This window comes from Nitrospirillum guanabarense (assembly GCF_034653355.1).
In the GTDB taxonomy this organism is placed as follows: domain Bacteria; phylum Pseudomonadota; class Alphaproteobacteria; order Azospirillales; family Azospirillaceae; genus Nitrospirillum.
On the sequence record NZ_JAYEER010000004.1, the window covers coordinates 2,109,933 to 2,124,787 of the forward strand.

Sequence of the window (14,855 nt, forward strand, 5' to 3'; positions counted from 1 at the left end):
GTTGCCCCGCCTTACTTTAAGGCCGCTAAAACACCCGACTCGAAACTGTTGCAGCGGCGCCACAGCCAGCCCCTTTCATAAATCTGTCAACCTTTAGCAGTCTCGCTGTCATGCTATATTGCTACCGAGCGCTTCGTTAGGGCCGCAGCCCAAACGCTCCAAACGCGTGACGTCGGCCCCGAAACCCCGGGATTGGGCGGCATGCCGTAGACCGGATGATGGGAGAATCTAGGAATGAACCTGAAGACCGTGTTGCTCGCTGGCACGGTGCTGAGCGTGGCTTTCGCCACCGCCGGCGCCTCCGCTGCGGAAAATAAGAAGTCGAACGCCGCCTCCGCCACTGCCGCCGCCGCCGCCACTCCGCTGGCCACCCAGGCGCAGATCGACGCGCTGAACAAGCAGATCCAGGCGCTGCAGGCCCAGTTGCAGGCGATCTCGGCCCAGACCGACGCCGCCAACAAGGCCGCCGCCGAGTCCAAGGCCGCCGCCGAAAAGGCCGCCACGTCGGCCACCGCCGCCACGGCGAACCTGCCCAGCATCACCTTCCCCAACGGCGTGCCGACCTTCACGTCCGCGGACAAGGCGTTCAGCTTCCAGCCCGTCGGCCGTATCCACCTGGATTACGGCTATAACTTCCAGGACGCCAAGAACCCGGACAACCGTCAGGTCAAGGACACCACCGACGGCTTCAACTTCCGTCGCGCCTACATCGGCTTCGCCGGCAAGGCCTTCAACGACTTCACCTACAACGTGACGGCCGACTTCCCCGGCCGCTTCAACCAGTCCGGCCGCCTGCAGACCGCGCAGTTGACCTATACCGGGTACAAGGGGTGGCTGATCGACGTCGGCGCCATGCAGCCGGCCTTCACCTTCGAAGACAGCATCAGCTCCAACGACATCGGCCTGGTCGAGCGCCCCGGCATCAACAACGTCGTGACCGGCCTGATCGCCAGCGAAGGCCGCCTGTCGGCCGGCGTGCGCACCTTTGGCGACAACTATTTCGCCGACGTCTACCTGACCGGCGCCAACGTCAACACCAGCCCGTTCGGCAGCACCACCGTGCTGACCAGCACCGGCGGCGCGACCTCTTCCGTCACCTCCAGCGCCGTGACCGGCGTGGCCGACGACCAGAAGGCCGCCTTCGCCCGCGCCGCGTTCCGCCCGATCAACGATGAGCACACCATCGTCCATGTCGGCGCCGACGTCGGCTACATGTACGCCCCGCCGCAGACCAACGGCGTGAACGCCGCCGGTTCGCACGTGCTGGCCCTGTCCGAGCGTCCGGAAAACCGCTACGGCGGCCTGGGCGCCATCCTGAACACCGGCAACATCAACGCCGACAGCGTCGCCATCTACGGCGGCGAGGCCGCGGTGCGTTACGACAGCTTCTGGGCGCAGGGCGAAGGCTACCAGATCGACGTGAAGCGCCGTAAGGACCTGTCCACGGCCACCAACGACCCGAGCTTCTTCGGCTACTACGCCGAAGCCGGCTGGGTCCTGACCGGCCAGAAGCGCAACTACGTCGCCAACCAGGGCGCCTTCAGCGCCCCGACGGTGGACAAGCCCCTGAACCCCGGCGCCGGCCAGTGGGGCACCTGGGAAGCCGTGGCGCGCTACAGCTTCCTGAACCTGAACTCCGACACCTGGGCCACCAACACCGCCAACCGCGTGCGCGGCGGCCAGCAGGAAGTGTGGACCCTGGGCCTGAACTGGTACATGACCAGCAACGTCCGCTTCATGCTGGACTATCAGTTCATCGACCTGAAGAAGTACTCGTCCGCCACCAACAACACCCAGGTGGGCGACAACTGGCAATCCCTGGGCGGCCGCGTCCAGTTCACGTTCTAAGCCAGTTCACGTTCCAAGGTTGGCTTCCCCTCGGGGAAGGCATCCTGGTTCCAGGGAACCCCGCCGGTTCGCCGGCGGGGTTTTTCTTTGGCTGCGACACTTGCCCACGGGGGCTTCGCCGGACGGAACACATCTTCCCCTATGGCGATCGCGGAAAATTGTCATAGTTCGGTTATAGAAACGCATGTCAGCGATTAGGTTGCGCCCCGGCGGATGCTGGGCCAAAAGGGCCTGAGGCTTGACGCCGGATCGAGAGGACGAGCGCGATGGACGAGGGGCGTGGCGGCATGAACCCGCAGGATGAGGACGTGGCGCAGCCGGCGCGCGACGAGGCGCAGGATGCCGCCATCGCCGCCGAACTGGCGGCCGAGGCGGAGGAGCTGGCCGACATCGACCTGGGCGACGAAGGCGACGACGACGGCGCCGAGGAAGAGCCCGGCCTCGACGGCGCCCCCCCGTCGGACGGCACCGCGCCGGCCGGCGGCAAGCGCGTGGCCTGCGGCGTCACGGGCAAGCTGCGCCCCAAGCGCGACCTGATCAGCCTGGACACCCTGCGCCCCAGCTTGGCGGTGCGCATCCGCCGCGACCATCCCGGCCTTCCCCCCGACGCCCTGGTCAGCCGCGGCGTCGTCGCCCGCTATCGCTCGCTCTACGTGGAGGAACTGCTGCAGCAGGAAAAAGGCGAACTGACGGAGTTGGACCGCCAGGTGGCGGAAAGCATCGCCACCCATGAAACGCTGGCCGAGAATATCGAGGAAGGCTACGCCGAGGAGCGTACCCTGGGCGAGCGCATGTCGGACCATCTGGCCAGTTTCGGCGGCAGCTGGACCTTCATCCTCACCTTCGCGGGCTTCCTGATCATCTGGATGGCCTTCAGCGGCTTCCAAGGGGCTAAGTCTTTCGATCCCTATCCCTTCATCCTGCTCAACCTGATCCTCTCCTGCCTGGCCGCCATCCAGGCGCCCATCATCATGATGAGCCAGAAGCGGCAGGAGGCCAAGGATCGCCTGCGATCGGAGAACGACTACCGAGTCAACCTCAAGGCTGAGCTCGAAATCCGTCACCTGCACGAAAAAATTGATTATCTCATCCAGCGTCAGTGGAAGCGGCTCACCGAGATCCAGCAGCTGCAACTGGAGATTATGCAGGAAAAGCGCTACCGCCGCTGATCCAGCTATCCCTTTTGAACCGTTTTCGGCTATTCCTGGCTAGCTACGGCGGGTTGGATACGCGAAAGGGCTAAAGCGACCGGACACAAGTGAGGGTTGTCTAATGGTCCAAAAGAGCCAATATTAAACATTCCGATCTAGTTGCATCTGCGTCGGAGGTTTGGATCATGGCCACCCATGATGTTCTGGTGATAGACCCGAGTACCCTGTTCCGTCAGGGCCTAAGGCAACTGTTGCCGCAGGATTTTCGCGTGGTTTCCGAAGCGCGCGATGTCGAGGCGGCCCGGGCGGAACTCTCCGCCCCCACACCAAATGATATACCGGGCGCCAAGCCGTCTGGTCGTGGCATCGCCCTGGTTCTGTTCGACGTGACGGACGCCGGGGAGTTCCGGGCGGCGGCCAGCCAGCTGCACAGCCTGTTCCCCGACGCCCGCCTGGTCTACCTGACCAACGGCTTCGACGCGCCGCGCCTGCGCATGGCGCTGGAGGCTGGAATCGACGGTTACCTGACCAAGGACCGGTCCTCCAACGCGCTGATCCAGTCCCTGCACCTGGTCATGTTGGGCGAGAAGGTGTTCCCGTCCGACCTGGCCCTGCTGCTGACGCAGCAGAACCATACCGGTGGCGTCGGCGCCGGCAGCCCGCACAAGGGCCTGTCGATGCGGGAGACGCAGATCCTGCGGGCCCTGGTGAAGGGCGAGAGCAACAAGGTGATCGCCAACGGCCTGCACATCACCGAGGCGACGGTGAAGGTCCATCTGAAGAGCCTGCTGCGCAAGATCAACTGCAACAACCGCACCCAGGCCGCCATCTGGGCGCTGAACAACGGTTTGACCGAAGCGACCCCCACCGCGGGCGCGGCCTGAAAGGGACCGGACGGGGGCGACACACCCTTGGGAATCGACCGAGCCTGGAAACTATTGGGCCTGGAAACTATTGGGCCTGGAAACTATTGGGCCTGGAAACTATTGGGCCTGGAAACTATTGGGGCGCATCGCCAGCCCCCCTGAAGCCCGCATGATTTCAAGCGGGCCCAAATCGGCGGGACCAAGAAAAAGGCCGCTGTCCCAGGCAGGGGACGGCGGCCTTTTCTTTCGCGTCGCCTGAACCGGCTTACGCCGTGGCCAACACCCGCTGGCGCCGCAGGGCGACGCCGTAGAAGACCGCCCCGGCCAGCGCCAGCAGCGCCACCTGGCCGCCGAAATAGGCGACGGGCGACAGGCGGTCATAGAGCTGGACGTACAGGCCCCCAACCATGTCGCCGGCGAAGACCGTGAGATAGAACACGGCCGTTATGGACGATTTCATCCGGGCCGGCGCCTCCATGTAGGCCCACTGCAGGCCGATCATGCTGATGCACAGCTCACCGAAGCCCAGCACGATGTTGGACACCAGCATGAACCAGATGCTGACCGGATGGTCCTTGGTGGCCAGCAGGCCCGCCAGGGCCATGATGGCGATGGACAGGGCCGTGATGCCGAAGCCCACGAACACCTTGGTGCGCGCCGGGGTCAGCGTGCCCCGGCGGCGGTCCACCCACCCCCAGAAGGCGTTGAAGATGGGGGTCAGCAGGATGATCATCAGCGGGTTGACCGCCTGCAGCTGGTCCGGTGTCAGGTCGAAGCCGAAAGGCCACAGGTTCAGGTCGATGTAGTCGCGGGCGAAAAACACCCAGGTCGTGGCCGTCTGGTCATAGGCCATCCAGAACACCAGGATCATGGGGAAGCCCAGCAGCATGCGCACCAGGCGCGTACGTTCCTCCGGCGTCATGCCGCCGGCGGGTTGTCCGGCCTTGGCGCGGGCTGCGGCGCGGTCGGCGGCGTTCTCCTGGGGGTAGAAGCGCTTGCCGGCGGCGAACACCACCAGGGCCACCGTCATCAGGGCCGCCGGCAGCATCAGTGCCACCTGGTAGCCCGCCTTGTCGCGCACCCAGGGCAGCGCGTAGGAGGTGACGAAGCCGCCAATGTTGATGGCCACGTAGAAGTAGCTGAAGGCCTTGTCCATCAGGGCTTCCTTGCCCTGCTCCTGGTACATGCGGGCCATCATGGGGCTGACGTTGGGTTTGATGGCGCCGGCACCCATGGCCAGCATCGCCAGGCTGGCGTACAGCATCCACGGGCTGCTGGCGAAGCCCAGCACCACCTGCCCGAAGATGTAGGGGAAGGAGAAGAAGATGATGGTGGGATACCGGCCCAGCCAGCGGTCGGCGATGACGCCGCCGATGAGCGGCAGGGCGTAGCAGGACGCCATGAAAATCTGGATGACGGTGGCCGCGTCGCTGTCCGAGAAGCCCAGCTGCGAGGTGATGTAGAGCGCCAGCAGCGTCCGCATGCCGTAGTAGCAGGCGCGCTCGGCCAACTCACCCCAGAAGACGAACCAAAAACCCACCGGATGCCGAACGCGTGCCGTGACCTGTGCCTGCATGCCCAAATCCTTGGAAAATTGCCGCCTATCCCGCGGCCCCCGCGCAAGGGGCGCGACGCCGCCATCCCGAGCCGGGATGCGGCCTGCCCCTTCACGCCCGCTCCGCCCTCTCGCCGTCGGCCCCCAAGGCCGTCACGCCGGATATGCCCGCCTGTTGTCCATCGTGGTCGCCATGCCCCGTACCGGGGCCGGCGCCGTCGTTAGCCCGCTTCGTTAGGGGAATCGGGTCCGCGACACAAGCCGTGAATCACAAAACGACAACACGTCAAAAAATTTAACCGGCAGCGGTCAAACCGCCGCACCACCGGCAAACCCGCGCCGCCCTTGTCGTCGCAGCAATGCCGGGCGGCATCGTCGCGGTTCCAGGACAGCGCGGGCTGAGGCAAAGTGTAGCGCCAGCATAAACGGGGGATCCCGTATTCCCCTTTCGCTGGTTTCCCCCCTTTTGATTGTCTTGTGCGCTGCGGGAGCGCCCTGTTAATTGGCAGGGATGATGGTTGCCCTGGATGCCGACGCGCGCAGCGATGCCCGCCACCGTAGCTTGGACCTGCCCGTGGCGACGGTGCTGGGCCTTCTCGCCTTGGCGGTGGTCCTGGCCCCCCTGTTCTTCGTGCTGGTGCCGCCGCTGACGGACTACGCCAACCACCTGGCCCGCATGGACATCATCGCGCACCTGGGGCAGGAACCCCTGCTGCAGCGCTTCTATGCCATCGACTGGCAGGTCATTCCCAACCTGGCCATGGACCTGGTGACGCCGCCCATGGTCAAGGTCGTGGGCGTGTTCATCGCCGGCAAGCTGTTCATCGCCGCCATCATCGTCAGCATCGTCACCGGCACCTGGGCCCTGCACCGCGCCCTGCACCGGGCGGACCATGGCCCCGGCGGCGCCAACGCGCTGCTGGCCATGGCCTTCATGTACAACGGCATCTTCCTGCTGGGCTTCACCAACTTCCTGTTCGGCATCGGCCTGGCGCTGTGGGGCACGGCCATCCGCCTGTCGCTGCGCCGCCGGTCGCACCTGCAACGCCTGGCGGCCTCCACCGCCACGGTGCTGGTGCTGTTCGTCTGCCATCTGTTCGCCGTCGGCCTCTATGGCATGGCCATCTTCTGCCTGGAGGCGCCGGGCCTGCTGCGCCGGCCGTGGCGTCAGGCGTTGCGCCACCTGGGCCTGATGGGCCTGCCCTTCCTGGCGGTCCTGCCGCTGCTGGCGGCCAGCCCGACGATGGGCCTGGCCGACCAGGTGGTGTGGAGCTGGGTGGGCAAGGGCGAGGGCCTGCGCTTCCTGGTCACCACCTTCCATGAGAACTGGGAAGTGCCGCTGGGCTTGGCCGGCCTGGTCGTGGTGGCCGCGCTGATGGCTACCCGGCGCATGCACCTGCACACCGCCGGCTGGATGCTGCTGGCCACGGGCGCCGTGACCTACGTCGCCATGCCCACCATCCTGTTCGGCTCGGCCTACGCCGATGAGCGGCTGCCGGTGGCGCTGCTGTTCCTGGGCCTGGGCTTCGTGCGGTTCGAATTCCGCAGCCGCCTGGGCCGCATGACGGCCCTGGCCGCCATCCTGGCCATCATCGTGGCCCGCAGCGTCGTCATGGTCGGCGACTGGTTGCCGTTGAGCCAGGTCTACAAGGACATGCGCGCCGCCATGGCGGCGGTGGAGCCCGGATCCACCATCTTGGTGGCGGAGGCGACGGTGCCCACGGGCGACGTCAACTTCAACGCCGCCTTCAGCCACGCGCCGTGCCTGGCCATCATTGACCGGCAGAGCCTGGTCAGCACCGCCTTCAGCGTGGCTGGCAAGCAGATCCTGACGGTGAAGCCCGCCTATACCGAGCGTGTGGACCGTGAGGACGGCGACCCGCCCAGCACGGGCGAGATGGTGAAGGCCGTCACCAATCCCCTGCCCTCCGGCACGTATTTCTGGCAGGACTGGCAGCGGGACTATGACTACGTCATGGTCCTGAACACCGAGGCCGGACATCGGGAGTTGACGGGCCTGGCCGACTTGGTCCATGAGGGCAAGGGGTTCCAGCTCTATCGCGTGCTGCACGACGTGCCGCCGGCCCCCGCCCCCTGACGGAACCGCCCGGGAACGGGGCGGCGGTCGCGGGGGTGCCCGCCACCAACCGCACCGGACATCCGATGGATCCCTGGACCTGGGCCTTGCTGATCGGCGCCGCCTTCGTGGCCGGCATCCTGAACGCCGTCGCCGGCGGCGGCAGTTTCCTGGGCTTCCCCGCCCTGGTGTTCGCCGGGCTGCCGCCGGTGACCGCCAACGCCACCAACACCGTGGCCCTGTTCCCCGGATCGTTCGCCAGCGTCTACGCCTACCGGCGGGAATTCCAGCCCATCCAGGGCGTGGGCATGGTGCCCATGGTGGCCGTCAGCCTGGTGGGCAGCGTGGCCGGCGCCCTGCTGCTGCTGTGGACGCCCGAAAGCGTGTTCGTGGCCCTGGTGCCCTGGCTGCTGCTGATGGCCACCCTGGTCTTCGCCTTCGGCCGCCGCCTGGCGGGCCTGCTGCAGGACAGCGTGCGCCTGACACCCACCGCCCTGTTGTGCTGCCAGTTCGTCATCGCCATCTACGGCGGCTATTACGGTGGCGGGGTTGGCATCCTGTCCATGGCGGCCATGACCCTGTTCGGCCTGCGCGACATGCACGCCATGAACGCCTGGAAAACCCTGCTGAGCGGCAGCCTGAACGCCATCGCCACGGTGACCTTCGCCGTCAGCGGCCGCGTGGTCTGGGCCCCCGCCCTGGTCATGATGGCCTCCGCCATCGCCGGCGGCTATCTGGGCGCCGCCGTGGCCCGCCAGTTGCCCGGTGAGTACGTCCGCCGCTTCGTCATCTTCACCGGGGTGGCGATGACGCTGTACTTCTTCGGGAAGATTTATTTGTAAAGCGCCCCAGGCGCCGGAAAAGCGCTGGATTAATGGCCCGCCGCCAGTTGGGCGGGAGCGCTGGCCGATGCCTCATCCGTCGTGGCCTCGGGTGAGGCGCTCAGGACCACCACGGTCAGGAAGGCGCAGACGGCCACCAGCACCGCCAGGTCTAGAGCCCGGCCCCGGTCGTTCAGACGACGCGTCAGGCTGGCAATACGGCTGGTCATGGGCGGCATCCCCGGCGATGCCGGAGAAGGTTCCGGCAATGCTGATACGGACGGGCCGCCGCAACCCTGCGCTTTAAAAACCATATGCCCTGAAAAAATGACGGCCGCGCCGCCATGGGGGGCCCAGACTGAATCCCCAAGGCCAACGCGGCCGCCTGCCGGGGGGCTCTGGGAGAACAACCCCCTTCCCGTGATGGGCCCGGGACCACACCCCCACCATGCGGCACGCCGCAAGCGCGGCGCCCATGCCACCTTGTCAGCGGCCGGATAGGAGCGTGTGGTGTCGTCCCGATGCCATAGGCGCGATCCCGATCCCTGGTCATTTTTCGCCGAGGCGGGCGCTACGCCACAACCCTTGGTCGATTGCCCTGAGGATCACTGATTGAGACAACGCTGTCAAGCCTTATGCTGCGAGCTGCGAAGGGTTCGGCCGCGCGGCCGCGAGACAGGTTTTGTCAGGCCCGGTCCCCGCTAGTTGAGCGATAGGGTGCCGGCCGTCTCCAGGGCCGCCGCCCTGTCCTCCAGCCCGTCCTCGCGCAGGTCGACGGGTATGGCCTTGGAGGTTTTGGCGCCCATGTCCTTCAGCTGTTCCACCTGGCGCACCAAGTTGCCGGTGCCGGTGCTGAGCTTGGTCATGGCGCCGCTGTAGCTTTTCTGCACACGGTCCAACTGGGTGCCCAGGCCGCGCATATCCTCAAGGAAGCCGACGAACTTGTCGTACAGCTTGCCGGCGCGGTCGGCGATGGCCTCGGCGTTGCGGTTGCGCCGCTCCACCTGCCAGACGTTGGCCACGGTGCGCAGCGCCACCATCAGCGTGGTGGGGGTGGCGATGGCCACGTTCATGTCGGCGGCGTAGGCGGTCAGCGCCGGGTCCTCCTGCACCGCCACCGCCAGGGCCCCCTCGATGGGCACGAACATCAGGACATAGTCCAGGCCGCTGCCCACGGCACCGGTATAATCCTTGGAGCCCAGGGTCTTGATGTGGGTGCGCAGGGAAACGACGTGGCGGGCCAGGGCCGCCATGCGCCCCACCTCATCCTCCGCGTTCACGTGCGCCTCGAACGCGGTCAGCGACACCTTGGCGTCGATCACCACCCGCTGGCCGCCCGGCAGGTTGACCACCACGTCGGGGCGCAGGCGGCTGCCATCGGCGTCCGTGCGGCTTTCCTGCGTCACATACTCCTCGCCCTCGCGCAGGCCGGAGCGTTCCAGGATGGTGGACAGGATCATTTCGCCCCAGGCGCCCTGGGTCTGGGCCTTGCCCTTCAGCGCCTGGGTCAGGTTGTGCGTCTCACTGGTCATGCGGGCGCTGGTGTCGGTCAGCTGGCGGATCTGTTGGGCCAGCGCCGCCCGGTCCTTGGCGCTTTCCGTGTGGGCCAGTTGCAGGCCCTGCTGGAACTCCACCATGCGGTCCCGCAAGGGCGCCAGCAGGCCGTCCAGCTGGGTGCGGTTCTGCTTGGCGAAGGTCTCGCCATGGCGGGTCATGACCTCGTCGGCCAGGACCTTGAACTCCTTGGCCATGGTCTCGCGCGCCTGGGTCAGCAGGGCCATCTTCTCGTCCGCCTGCCGCAGCTCGCGCGCCAGCGCCTCCTTCGACGCCGCCAGCGCCTGGCTGAGGCGGGCGCCCTCTTCCCGCACCGTGGCCAGGTCGCGCTCCAGCAGGGGCACGCGCGAGGCCCGTTCGCCCTCCACCGCCAGGCGGCGGTCGGCCTCGGCCTTGGCCGCGCGCAGGTCGGCCAGGTCGGCCTCCAGCATCGCCAGCCGCTCGGCCTGCGCCGCGCGGGCGCCCGCCCCGGCCACGCGGGCGGCGATCAGGGCCACGACCAGCGCCGCGACGAAACCAAGGGCCAGGGAGATGAGGTCGAGCGGCATGGGACGGCGTCCTGCTCAAGAAGATGGGGGTATGGGTTTGATACACCCACAGCCCCTAGGACGAAAGCCCCCAAAAGGAACAAAACAAGGACAAAAGAAAAGGGCGGACAGTCACCCTGCCCGCCCGTGGTCACTCAAGCCCCAGAGATTGCCTATTGCGCCGGGTAGGGGCTCTTGCCGCCCTCGGCGATGAAGCGGTCGATGCGGGCCTCCAGCACCGGCAGCGGCACGCCGCCCAGCTTCAGCACCGTGTCGTGGAAGTTGCGCAAGTCGAACTTCTGGCCCAGCGCCTTCTCCGCCTTGGCGCGGGCCTTCAGGATGGCCATTTCGCCCAGGTAGTAGGACAGCGCCTGGCCAGGCCAGGCGATGTAGCGGTCGACCTCGGTCTCGATCTCGTGATCGGCCAGGGCGGTGTTATCGTGCAGGTACTGCTGCGCCTGCTCGCGCGTCCAGCCCTTGGCATGGATGCCGGTGTCCACCACCAGGCGGGCGGCGCGCCACATCTGGTAGCTCAGCATGCCGAAGCGCTCGTACGGCGTCTCGTACATGCCCATCTCGTCGCCCAGCTTCTCGCAGTACAGGGCCCAGCCTTCGCCGAAGGCGGAGATGTAGACCTTCTGCCGGAACTCCGGCTGGTCCTTCTGTTCCGCCGCGATGGGCATCTGGAAGGCGTGGCCGGGGGCGGATTCGTGCAGCGTCAGGGCCGGCAGGGCGTACAGGCCCCGCGACGGCAGGTCATAGGTGTTCACCAGGTACACACCCGGGCCGCCCCGGCCGGAAGTGTAGAAGGGCGCGATGTCCGCCGGCACCGGGATGATGGCGAAGCGGGAGCGCGGCAGGTAGCCGAAGTACTGGTCGGCCTTGCCGTCGAACTTCTTGGCGATCCAGGCCGCCCGCATCAGCAGTTCTTCCGGCGTCTTGGCGTAGAACTGGGGATCGGTGCGCAGGAACTTCAGGAAGGCGGGGAAGTCGCCCTGGAAGTTGGCCTGTTTCATCACGTCCAGCATCTGGGCGTGGATCTTCGCCACCTCTTCCAGGCCGATCTTGTGGATCTGGTCCGCCGTCAGGTCGACGGTGGCGAACTCCTTGATCTTGGATTGGTAATAGGCCTTGCCGTCGGGCAGGGACTCCGCCGCCAGCTCGGTGCGGGCGCCGGGAATGTATTCCTCGCGCATGAACTTCAGCAGGGCCTGGTGGGCCGGCACCACCGACTTGGTGATGGCGGCCACGGCGGCGGCGCGCAGTTCCGCCTGGGTCGCGGCCGGGATGGTGTCCGGCATCTTCTTGAACGGCGTGTAGTAGACGTTGTCTTCCGGCGTCTTGGCCTCGACCACGTTGACGATGCCGCTGTCGCGGCCGGTCAGCGTCACCTTGGGCGGGGTGAAGCCACGCTTCAGGCCGGCGCGCATGTTCACGATCTGCTCGCCGAAATAGCGCGGCATGTCGTTCAGCTGGCCGATGAAGGCCTTGTATTCCGCCACGGTGTGGAAGGGCTTGCGCGCGCCGCCGGCCATGTTGGACCAGAACGAGCTGTCGGCGTTCAGCGGCTTTTCATAGTCCTTGAACTTCTGGCTGTTCAGCAGCACCGTCACCTGGTCACGGTAGATGCTGAAATCCACCTGCGCCTCGGGCGACAGGTCGGCCTGGGGGATGGCCGCCAGTTCCTTCAGGACGCCATCCCAGACCTTCTGCCGCTTTTCCTGGGTGGCGGCATCCACCTTGGGCAGGTGGCCGGCGACGGTGTCCGTGCTGTCCTCGTCATCCTCGCCCTTGAACTCCTCCTGGCGCCACTTCCATTCCTTTGTGTAGATCGCCTTGAACTGGGCATCGGCCTTGCCCGTCACGGCACCAGGGGCGGTTGCGGCATGGGCCACGCCGAAGACGGGGGCGGTTGTGGTGGCCTGACCCAGGGTCAGGACACCGGCGAACAGGGCGGTGCCGACCAGCAGGCGGGCGGCCAAACGTCTTGAAGGCAAGCGGTACATCAAATGGGCGCTCCCTGAGAGGCTGATGCTGCGACGACGCGGCACCCAAACACGGGCCCCGCGGAATAGCCGGTTTCCGGCTCGAAACGGACGACGACGGTGGACTTGCCCGCAGTCAGGTTGGCGGGGATGGGGTATTCCACGTCAAAGAACTCACCCGGCCGCTCCGCGTCCAGCTTTTGCGTGGCGATGCGGATGCCGTCGACCAGGATGTGGAACAGGCGCTTGCGCTCATCACCCCAATATGTCGCCTGCAGCACCATGGCGCCGCCGCGAACCTTGGCCTTGAACTCAAAGAAGCCGCCGGTGCGGGCGTCGCGCCCGTTCCGGCCGCGGTAGGTCACGGGGTAGGAGATTTTGGCCTCCAGCCCATGGTCGCGTTCCGGCTGCATCTCGCCCAGGTGCATGACGTCGACCGAGCGCGCCTGGATGTCGCGCTGGCGCGCCGCCTCCTGCGCCAGGGCCGCCTCCGCCGTCTTCCACTGCGCCTCGGTGTAGCGCTTGAAATAGACGGCCGTGCGCCGGGTGTACTGCTGGTAGAAGGGCTTGAACTCCATGTCACCCGGGCGGCCGATGCCGGTGGTGCGCCACACCAGGGCGTCGGGCGTCGCCCGCTGGAAACCGTCCAGGACGGAAGCCGAGACCAAGGCCGGCGCCGGGCCCTGGAAGGCGTCGGAGACAGGCGTGGGCTGGGGCGAGCCGGTGGGCGCCTCGCTCTTGGGCGCGGCGCCCAGGTCGGCGGCCAGTACCAGGGGGCCGTGCAGGAAGGCCACGGTGTCGGTATCGTCGTTGGTGGATTCCAGGCGCAGGGCCATGGGCAGGCGCAGGGCGACGGCGTCGCCGGCCTTCCATTCCCGCCGCACGACGGCGTAGCCGCTCTGCAACTGCAGATCTTGCGGCTTGCCGTTCACCGCCAAGGTGGCGCCGGTGCACCAAGCCGGGATGCGGAAGCTGACCGCGAAGGTGGCGGGACGCTTCAGCGCCTTCAGCGTCAGCAGCACCGTCTCAGCCTCCGGATAGCGGGTGTCGAGGTCGACCACCGCCCCCCGCTCCGCCCAGGTGAGGGTGGAGGGGATATAGAGGTTGACGGCCAAATCCTCCGCACCGCGCCTCCAGTAGACGCTCTCGCCATGCTTGGCGTGGCTTTCCATGCCGGTGCCCACACAGCACCAGAAATCTTCCGTGGGGGTGGAGAACTCGCGCGCCGAGCCGGACAACAGCGGCGTCATGTAGGTGAACATGCCGGTCGCCGGGTTCTGCTGCGCCAGCACGTGGTTCAGGTGCGCGCGCTCATAGAAGTCGAAGTAGTGCGCGTCGGCCTGGCGGGCGTACAGCAGGCGGGTCAGCTTCAGCATGTTGTAGCTGTTGCAGCCCTCGCAGGTCTGTTCGGTGATGTGGCGGGAGATGCTGCGCGGTGCCTGGAAATACTCCCGGTCCGCGTTGCCACCGATGACGTAGGAATGGTTGGTGGTCACCGTCTGCCAGAAGAAGGCGGAGGCCTTGGCGTGCCGCTCCGACCCCGTCAGCTCCGCCAGGCGGGCCAGGCCGATCAGCTTGGGGATCTGGGTGTTGGCGTGGATGTTGGCCAGTTCGTCCCGGCCTTCCGACAGGGGCACCAGCACCTTGGCATGGTAGAGACGCTCGGCCAGCAGCAGCCAGCGCCGGTCGCCGGTGCGGGCGTACAGCTCGGCGAAGCTCTCGTTGATGCCGCCGTGCTCGCAGTCCAACACCTTCTGGACCTGCTCGTCATTCAGGTGGCTGAACACCTCATCGATGTAGCCACCCAGCTTGACGCCCACATCCAGGGCCTGGGTGTTGCCGCACAGGGTCTGGGCGTCGAACAGGCCGGTGTAGAGCTTATGCCAGTTGTACAGCGGCACCCAGCAGCCGTTGAGGTCGAAGCCGGCGGAGCGGATCTCGCCGCGCCGCAGCTCATCGAACACGACCTTGCCGTCCTCGACGATGTCGCCGCGCTTGCGGGTGAAGCCGGCGACATAGCCGTCGCCCTGGGCCTTCTGGCAGTCCGCCAGCTCGGCCACGATGTAGTCCACCCGCCGCTTGCACTCGGCATCGCCGGTCTGGGCGTGCATGAGGGACAGGGCGCTCAAATAATGGCCCAGGGTGTGGCCGGCGATGGTGTCGCCTTCCCAGCCACCATAGGCGGCGCCCTTGGGCTGCAGGCCGGCGCCGCTGCGGAAATTATGCAGCAGGCGGTCGGCCTCCAGGCTGTGCAGATAGGCCCGGTTGGCATCCACCGCCGCCTTGAAGGGCGATGGCTTCAGGCGCACGGCCGACAGGGGGAAGGGTTCGGCGGTGCCGGTGTTGAGCGCCGGCACCAAGGGGGCGGCCACCGCCGGCACGGCCATCAGGGCCGCAGCCGAGGCCGCACCGCGCAGGATGGTGCGCCGGGACACCGTTTGCCCGGAGGGGGCGCTGAAGGTTGCCATGGG

At 66.8% G+C, this 14,855-nt stretch carries 10 protein-coding genes; 5 read left to right on the forward strand and 5 right to left on the reverse strand.

All coding sequences use genetic code 11. The features are described 5' to 3' along the window. Nucleotides 1-234: 234 nt before the first annotated feature. The 3 genes from UAA55_RS27810 (at nucleotide 235) to UAA55_RS27820 (ending at nucleotide 3,883) form a co-directional block, all read left to right on the forward strand. The gene (locus UAA55_RS27810; protein ID WP_322956893.1) at nucleotides 235-1,848 is read left to right on the forward strand and encodes an OprO/OprP family phosphate-selective porin; all 1,614 of its coding nucleotides are present in this window, start codon (nucleotides 235-237) and stop codon (nucleotides 1,846-1,848) included. Between the two features lie 266 nt (nucleotides 1,849-2,114). Continuing rightward, nucleotides 2,115-3,017 (forward strand): DUF1003 domain-containing protein, encoded by a 903-nt coding sequence (locus UAA55_RS27815; RefSeq protein ID WP_322956895.1) that lies wholly within the window; start codon nucleotides 2,115-2,117, stop codon nucleotides 3,015-3,017. Between the two features lie 167 nt (nucleotides 3,018-3,184). Then, nucleotides 3,185-3,883, forward strand: coding sequence for a response regulator transcription factor (locus tag UAA55_RS27820; protein ID WP_322956896.1), 699 nt, complete (start codon nucleotides 3,185-3,187; stop codon nucleotides 3,881-3,883). A 247-nt stretch (nucleotides 3,884-4,130) separates the two neighbouring features. Here the strand turns inward: UAA55_RS27820 and UAA55_RS27825 are convergent, their stop codons facing one another. Beyond that, nucleotides 4,131-5,441 (reverse strand): peptide MFS transporter, encoded by a 1,311-nt coding sequence (locus UAA55_RS27825; protein ID WP_322956897.1) that lies wholly within the window; start codon nucleotides 5,439-5,441, stop codon nucleotides 4,131-4,133. Nucleotides 5,442-5,931: 490 nt separating this feature from the next. Here UAA55_RS27825 and UAA55_RS27830 point away from each other — a divergent pair, with 490 nt between their 5' ends. Continuing rightward, a complete protein-coding gene (locus tag UAA55_RS27830) occupies nucleotides 5,932-7,518 on the forward strand; it encodes a DUF2339 domain-containing protein (protein WP_322956899.1) in 1,587 nt (528 codons plus the stop codon). A gap of 65 nt (nucleotides 7,519-7,583) precedes the next feature. Next, nucleotides 7,584-8,339 (forward strand): sulfite exporter TauE/SafE family protein, encoded by a 756-nt coding sequence (locus UAA55_RS27835; RefSeq protein ID WP_322956900.1) that lies wholly within the window; start codon nucleotides 7,584-7,586, stop codon nucleotides 8,337-8,339. Nucleotides 8,340-8,368: 29 nt separating this feature from the next. Here the strand turns inward: UAA55_RS27835 and UAA55_RS27840 are convergent, their stop codons facing one another. The 4 genes from UAA55_RS27840 to UAA55_RS27855 form a co-directional block, all read right to left on the reverse strand. Beyond that, entirely contained in the window at nucleotides 8,369-8,548 is a 180-nt protein-coding gene (locus tag UAA55_RS27840) for a hypothetical protein (protein ID WP_322956902.1), read from the reverse strand. Nucleotides 8,549-9,019: 471 nt separating this feature from the next. Further along, nucleotides 9,020-10,420, reverse strand: coding sequence for a DNA recombination protein RmuC (locus UAA55_RS27845; RefSeq protein WP_322956904.1), 1,401 nt, complete (start codon nucleotides 10,418-10,420; stop codon nucleotides 9,020-9,022). Between the two features lie 152 nt (nucleotides 10,421-10,572). After that, on the reverse strand, nucleotides 10,573-12,405 hold the full coding sequence (locus UAA55_RS27850) for a DUF885 domain-containing protein (protein WP_322956906.1): 1,833 nt from the start codon (nucleotides 12,403-12,405) through the stop codon (nucleotides 10,573-10,575). After that, a complete protein-coding gene (locus tag UAA55_RS27855; RefSeq protein ID WP_322956908.1) occupies nucleotides 12,405-14,852 on the reverse strand; it encodes a glycoside hydrolase family 127 protein in 2,448 nt (815 codons plus the stop codon). Before UAA55_RS27855 ends, UAA55_RS27850 begins: the two co-directional genes overlap by 1 nt. Nucleotides 14,853-14,855 lie beyond the last annotated feature (3 nt).

What these genes read in the sequence shown, in the direction of transcription:
- UAA55_RS27840 (WP_322956902.1), bottom strand. Translation starts at nt 8,548, where the DNA reads ATGACCAGCCGTATTGCCAGCCTGACGCGTCGTCTGAACGACCGGGGC.
- UAA55_RS27835 (WP_322956900.1), top strand. Translation starts at nt 7,584, where the DNA reads ATGGATCCCTGGACCTGGGCCTTGCTGATCGGCGCCGCCTTCGTGGCC.
- UAA55_RS27810 (WP_322956893.1), top strand. Translation starts at nt 235, where the DNA reads ATGAACCTGAAGACCGTGTTGCTCGCTGGCACGGTGCTGAGCGTGGCT.
- UAA55_RS27855 (WP_322956908.1), bottom strand. Translation starts at nt 14,852, where the DNA reads ATGGCAACCTTCAGCGCCCCCTCCGGGCAAACGGTGTCCCGGCGCACC.
- UAA55_RS27850 (WP_322956906.1), bottom strand. Translation starts at nt 12,405, where the DNA reads ATGTACCGCTTGCCTTCAAGACGTTTGGCCGCCCGCCTGCTGGTCGGC.
- UAA55_RS27815 (WP_322956895.1), top strand. Translation starts at nt 2,115, where the DNA reads ATGGACGAGGGGCGTGGCGGCATGAACCCGCAGGATGAGGACGTGGCG.
- UAA55_RS27825 (WP_322956897.1), bottom strand. Translation starts at nt 5,441, where the DNA reads ATGCAGGCACAGGTCACGGCACGCGTTCGGCATCCGGTGGGTTTTTGG.
- UAA55_RS27830 (WP_322956899.1), top strand. Translation starts at nt 5,932, where the DNA reads ATGATGGTTGCCCTGGATGCCGACGCGCGCAGCGATGCCCGCCACCGT.
- UAA55_RS27820 (WP_322956896.1), top strand. Translation starts at nt 3,185, where the DNA reads ATGGCCACCCATGATGTTCTGGTGATAGACCCGAGTACCCTGTTCCGT.
- UAA55_RS27845 (WP_322956904.1), bottom strand. Translation starts at nt 10,420, where the DNA reads ATGCCGCTCGACCTCATCTCCCTGGCCCTTGGTTTCGTCGCGGCGCTG.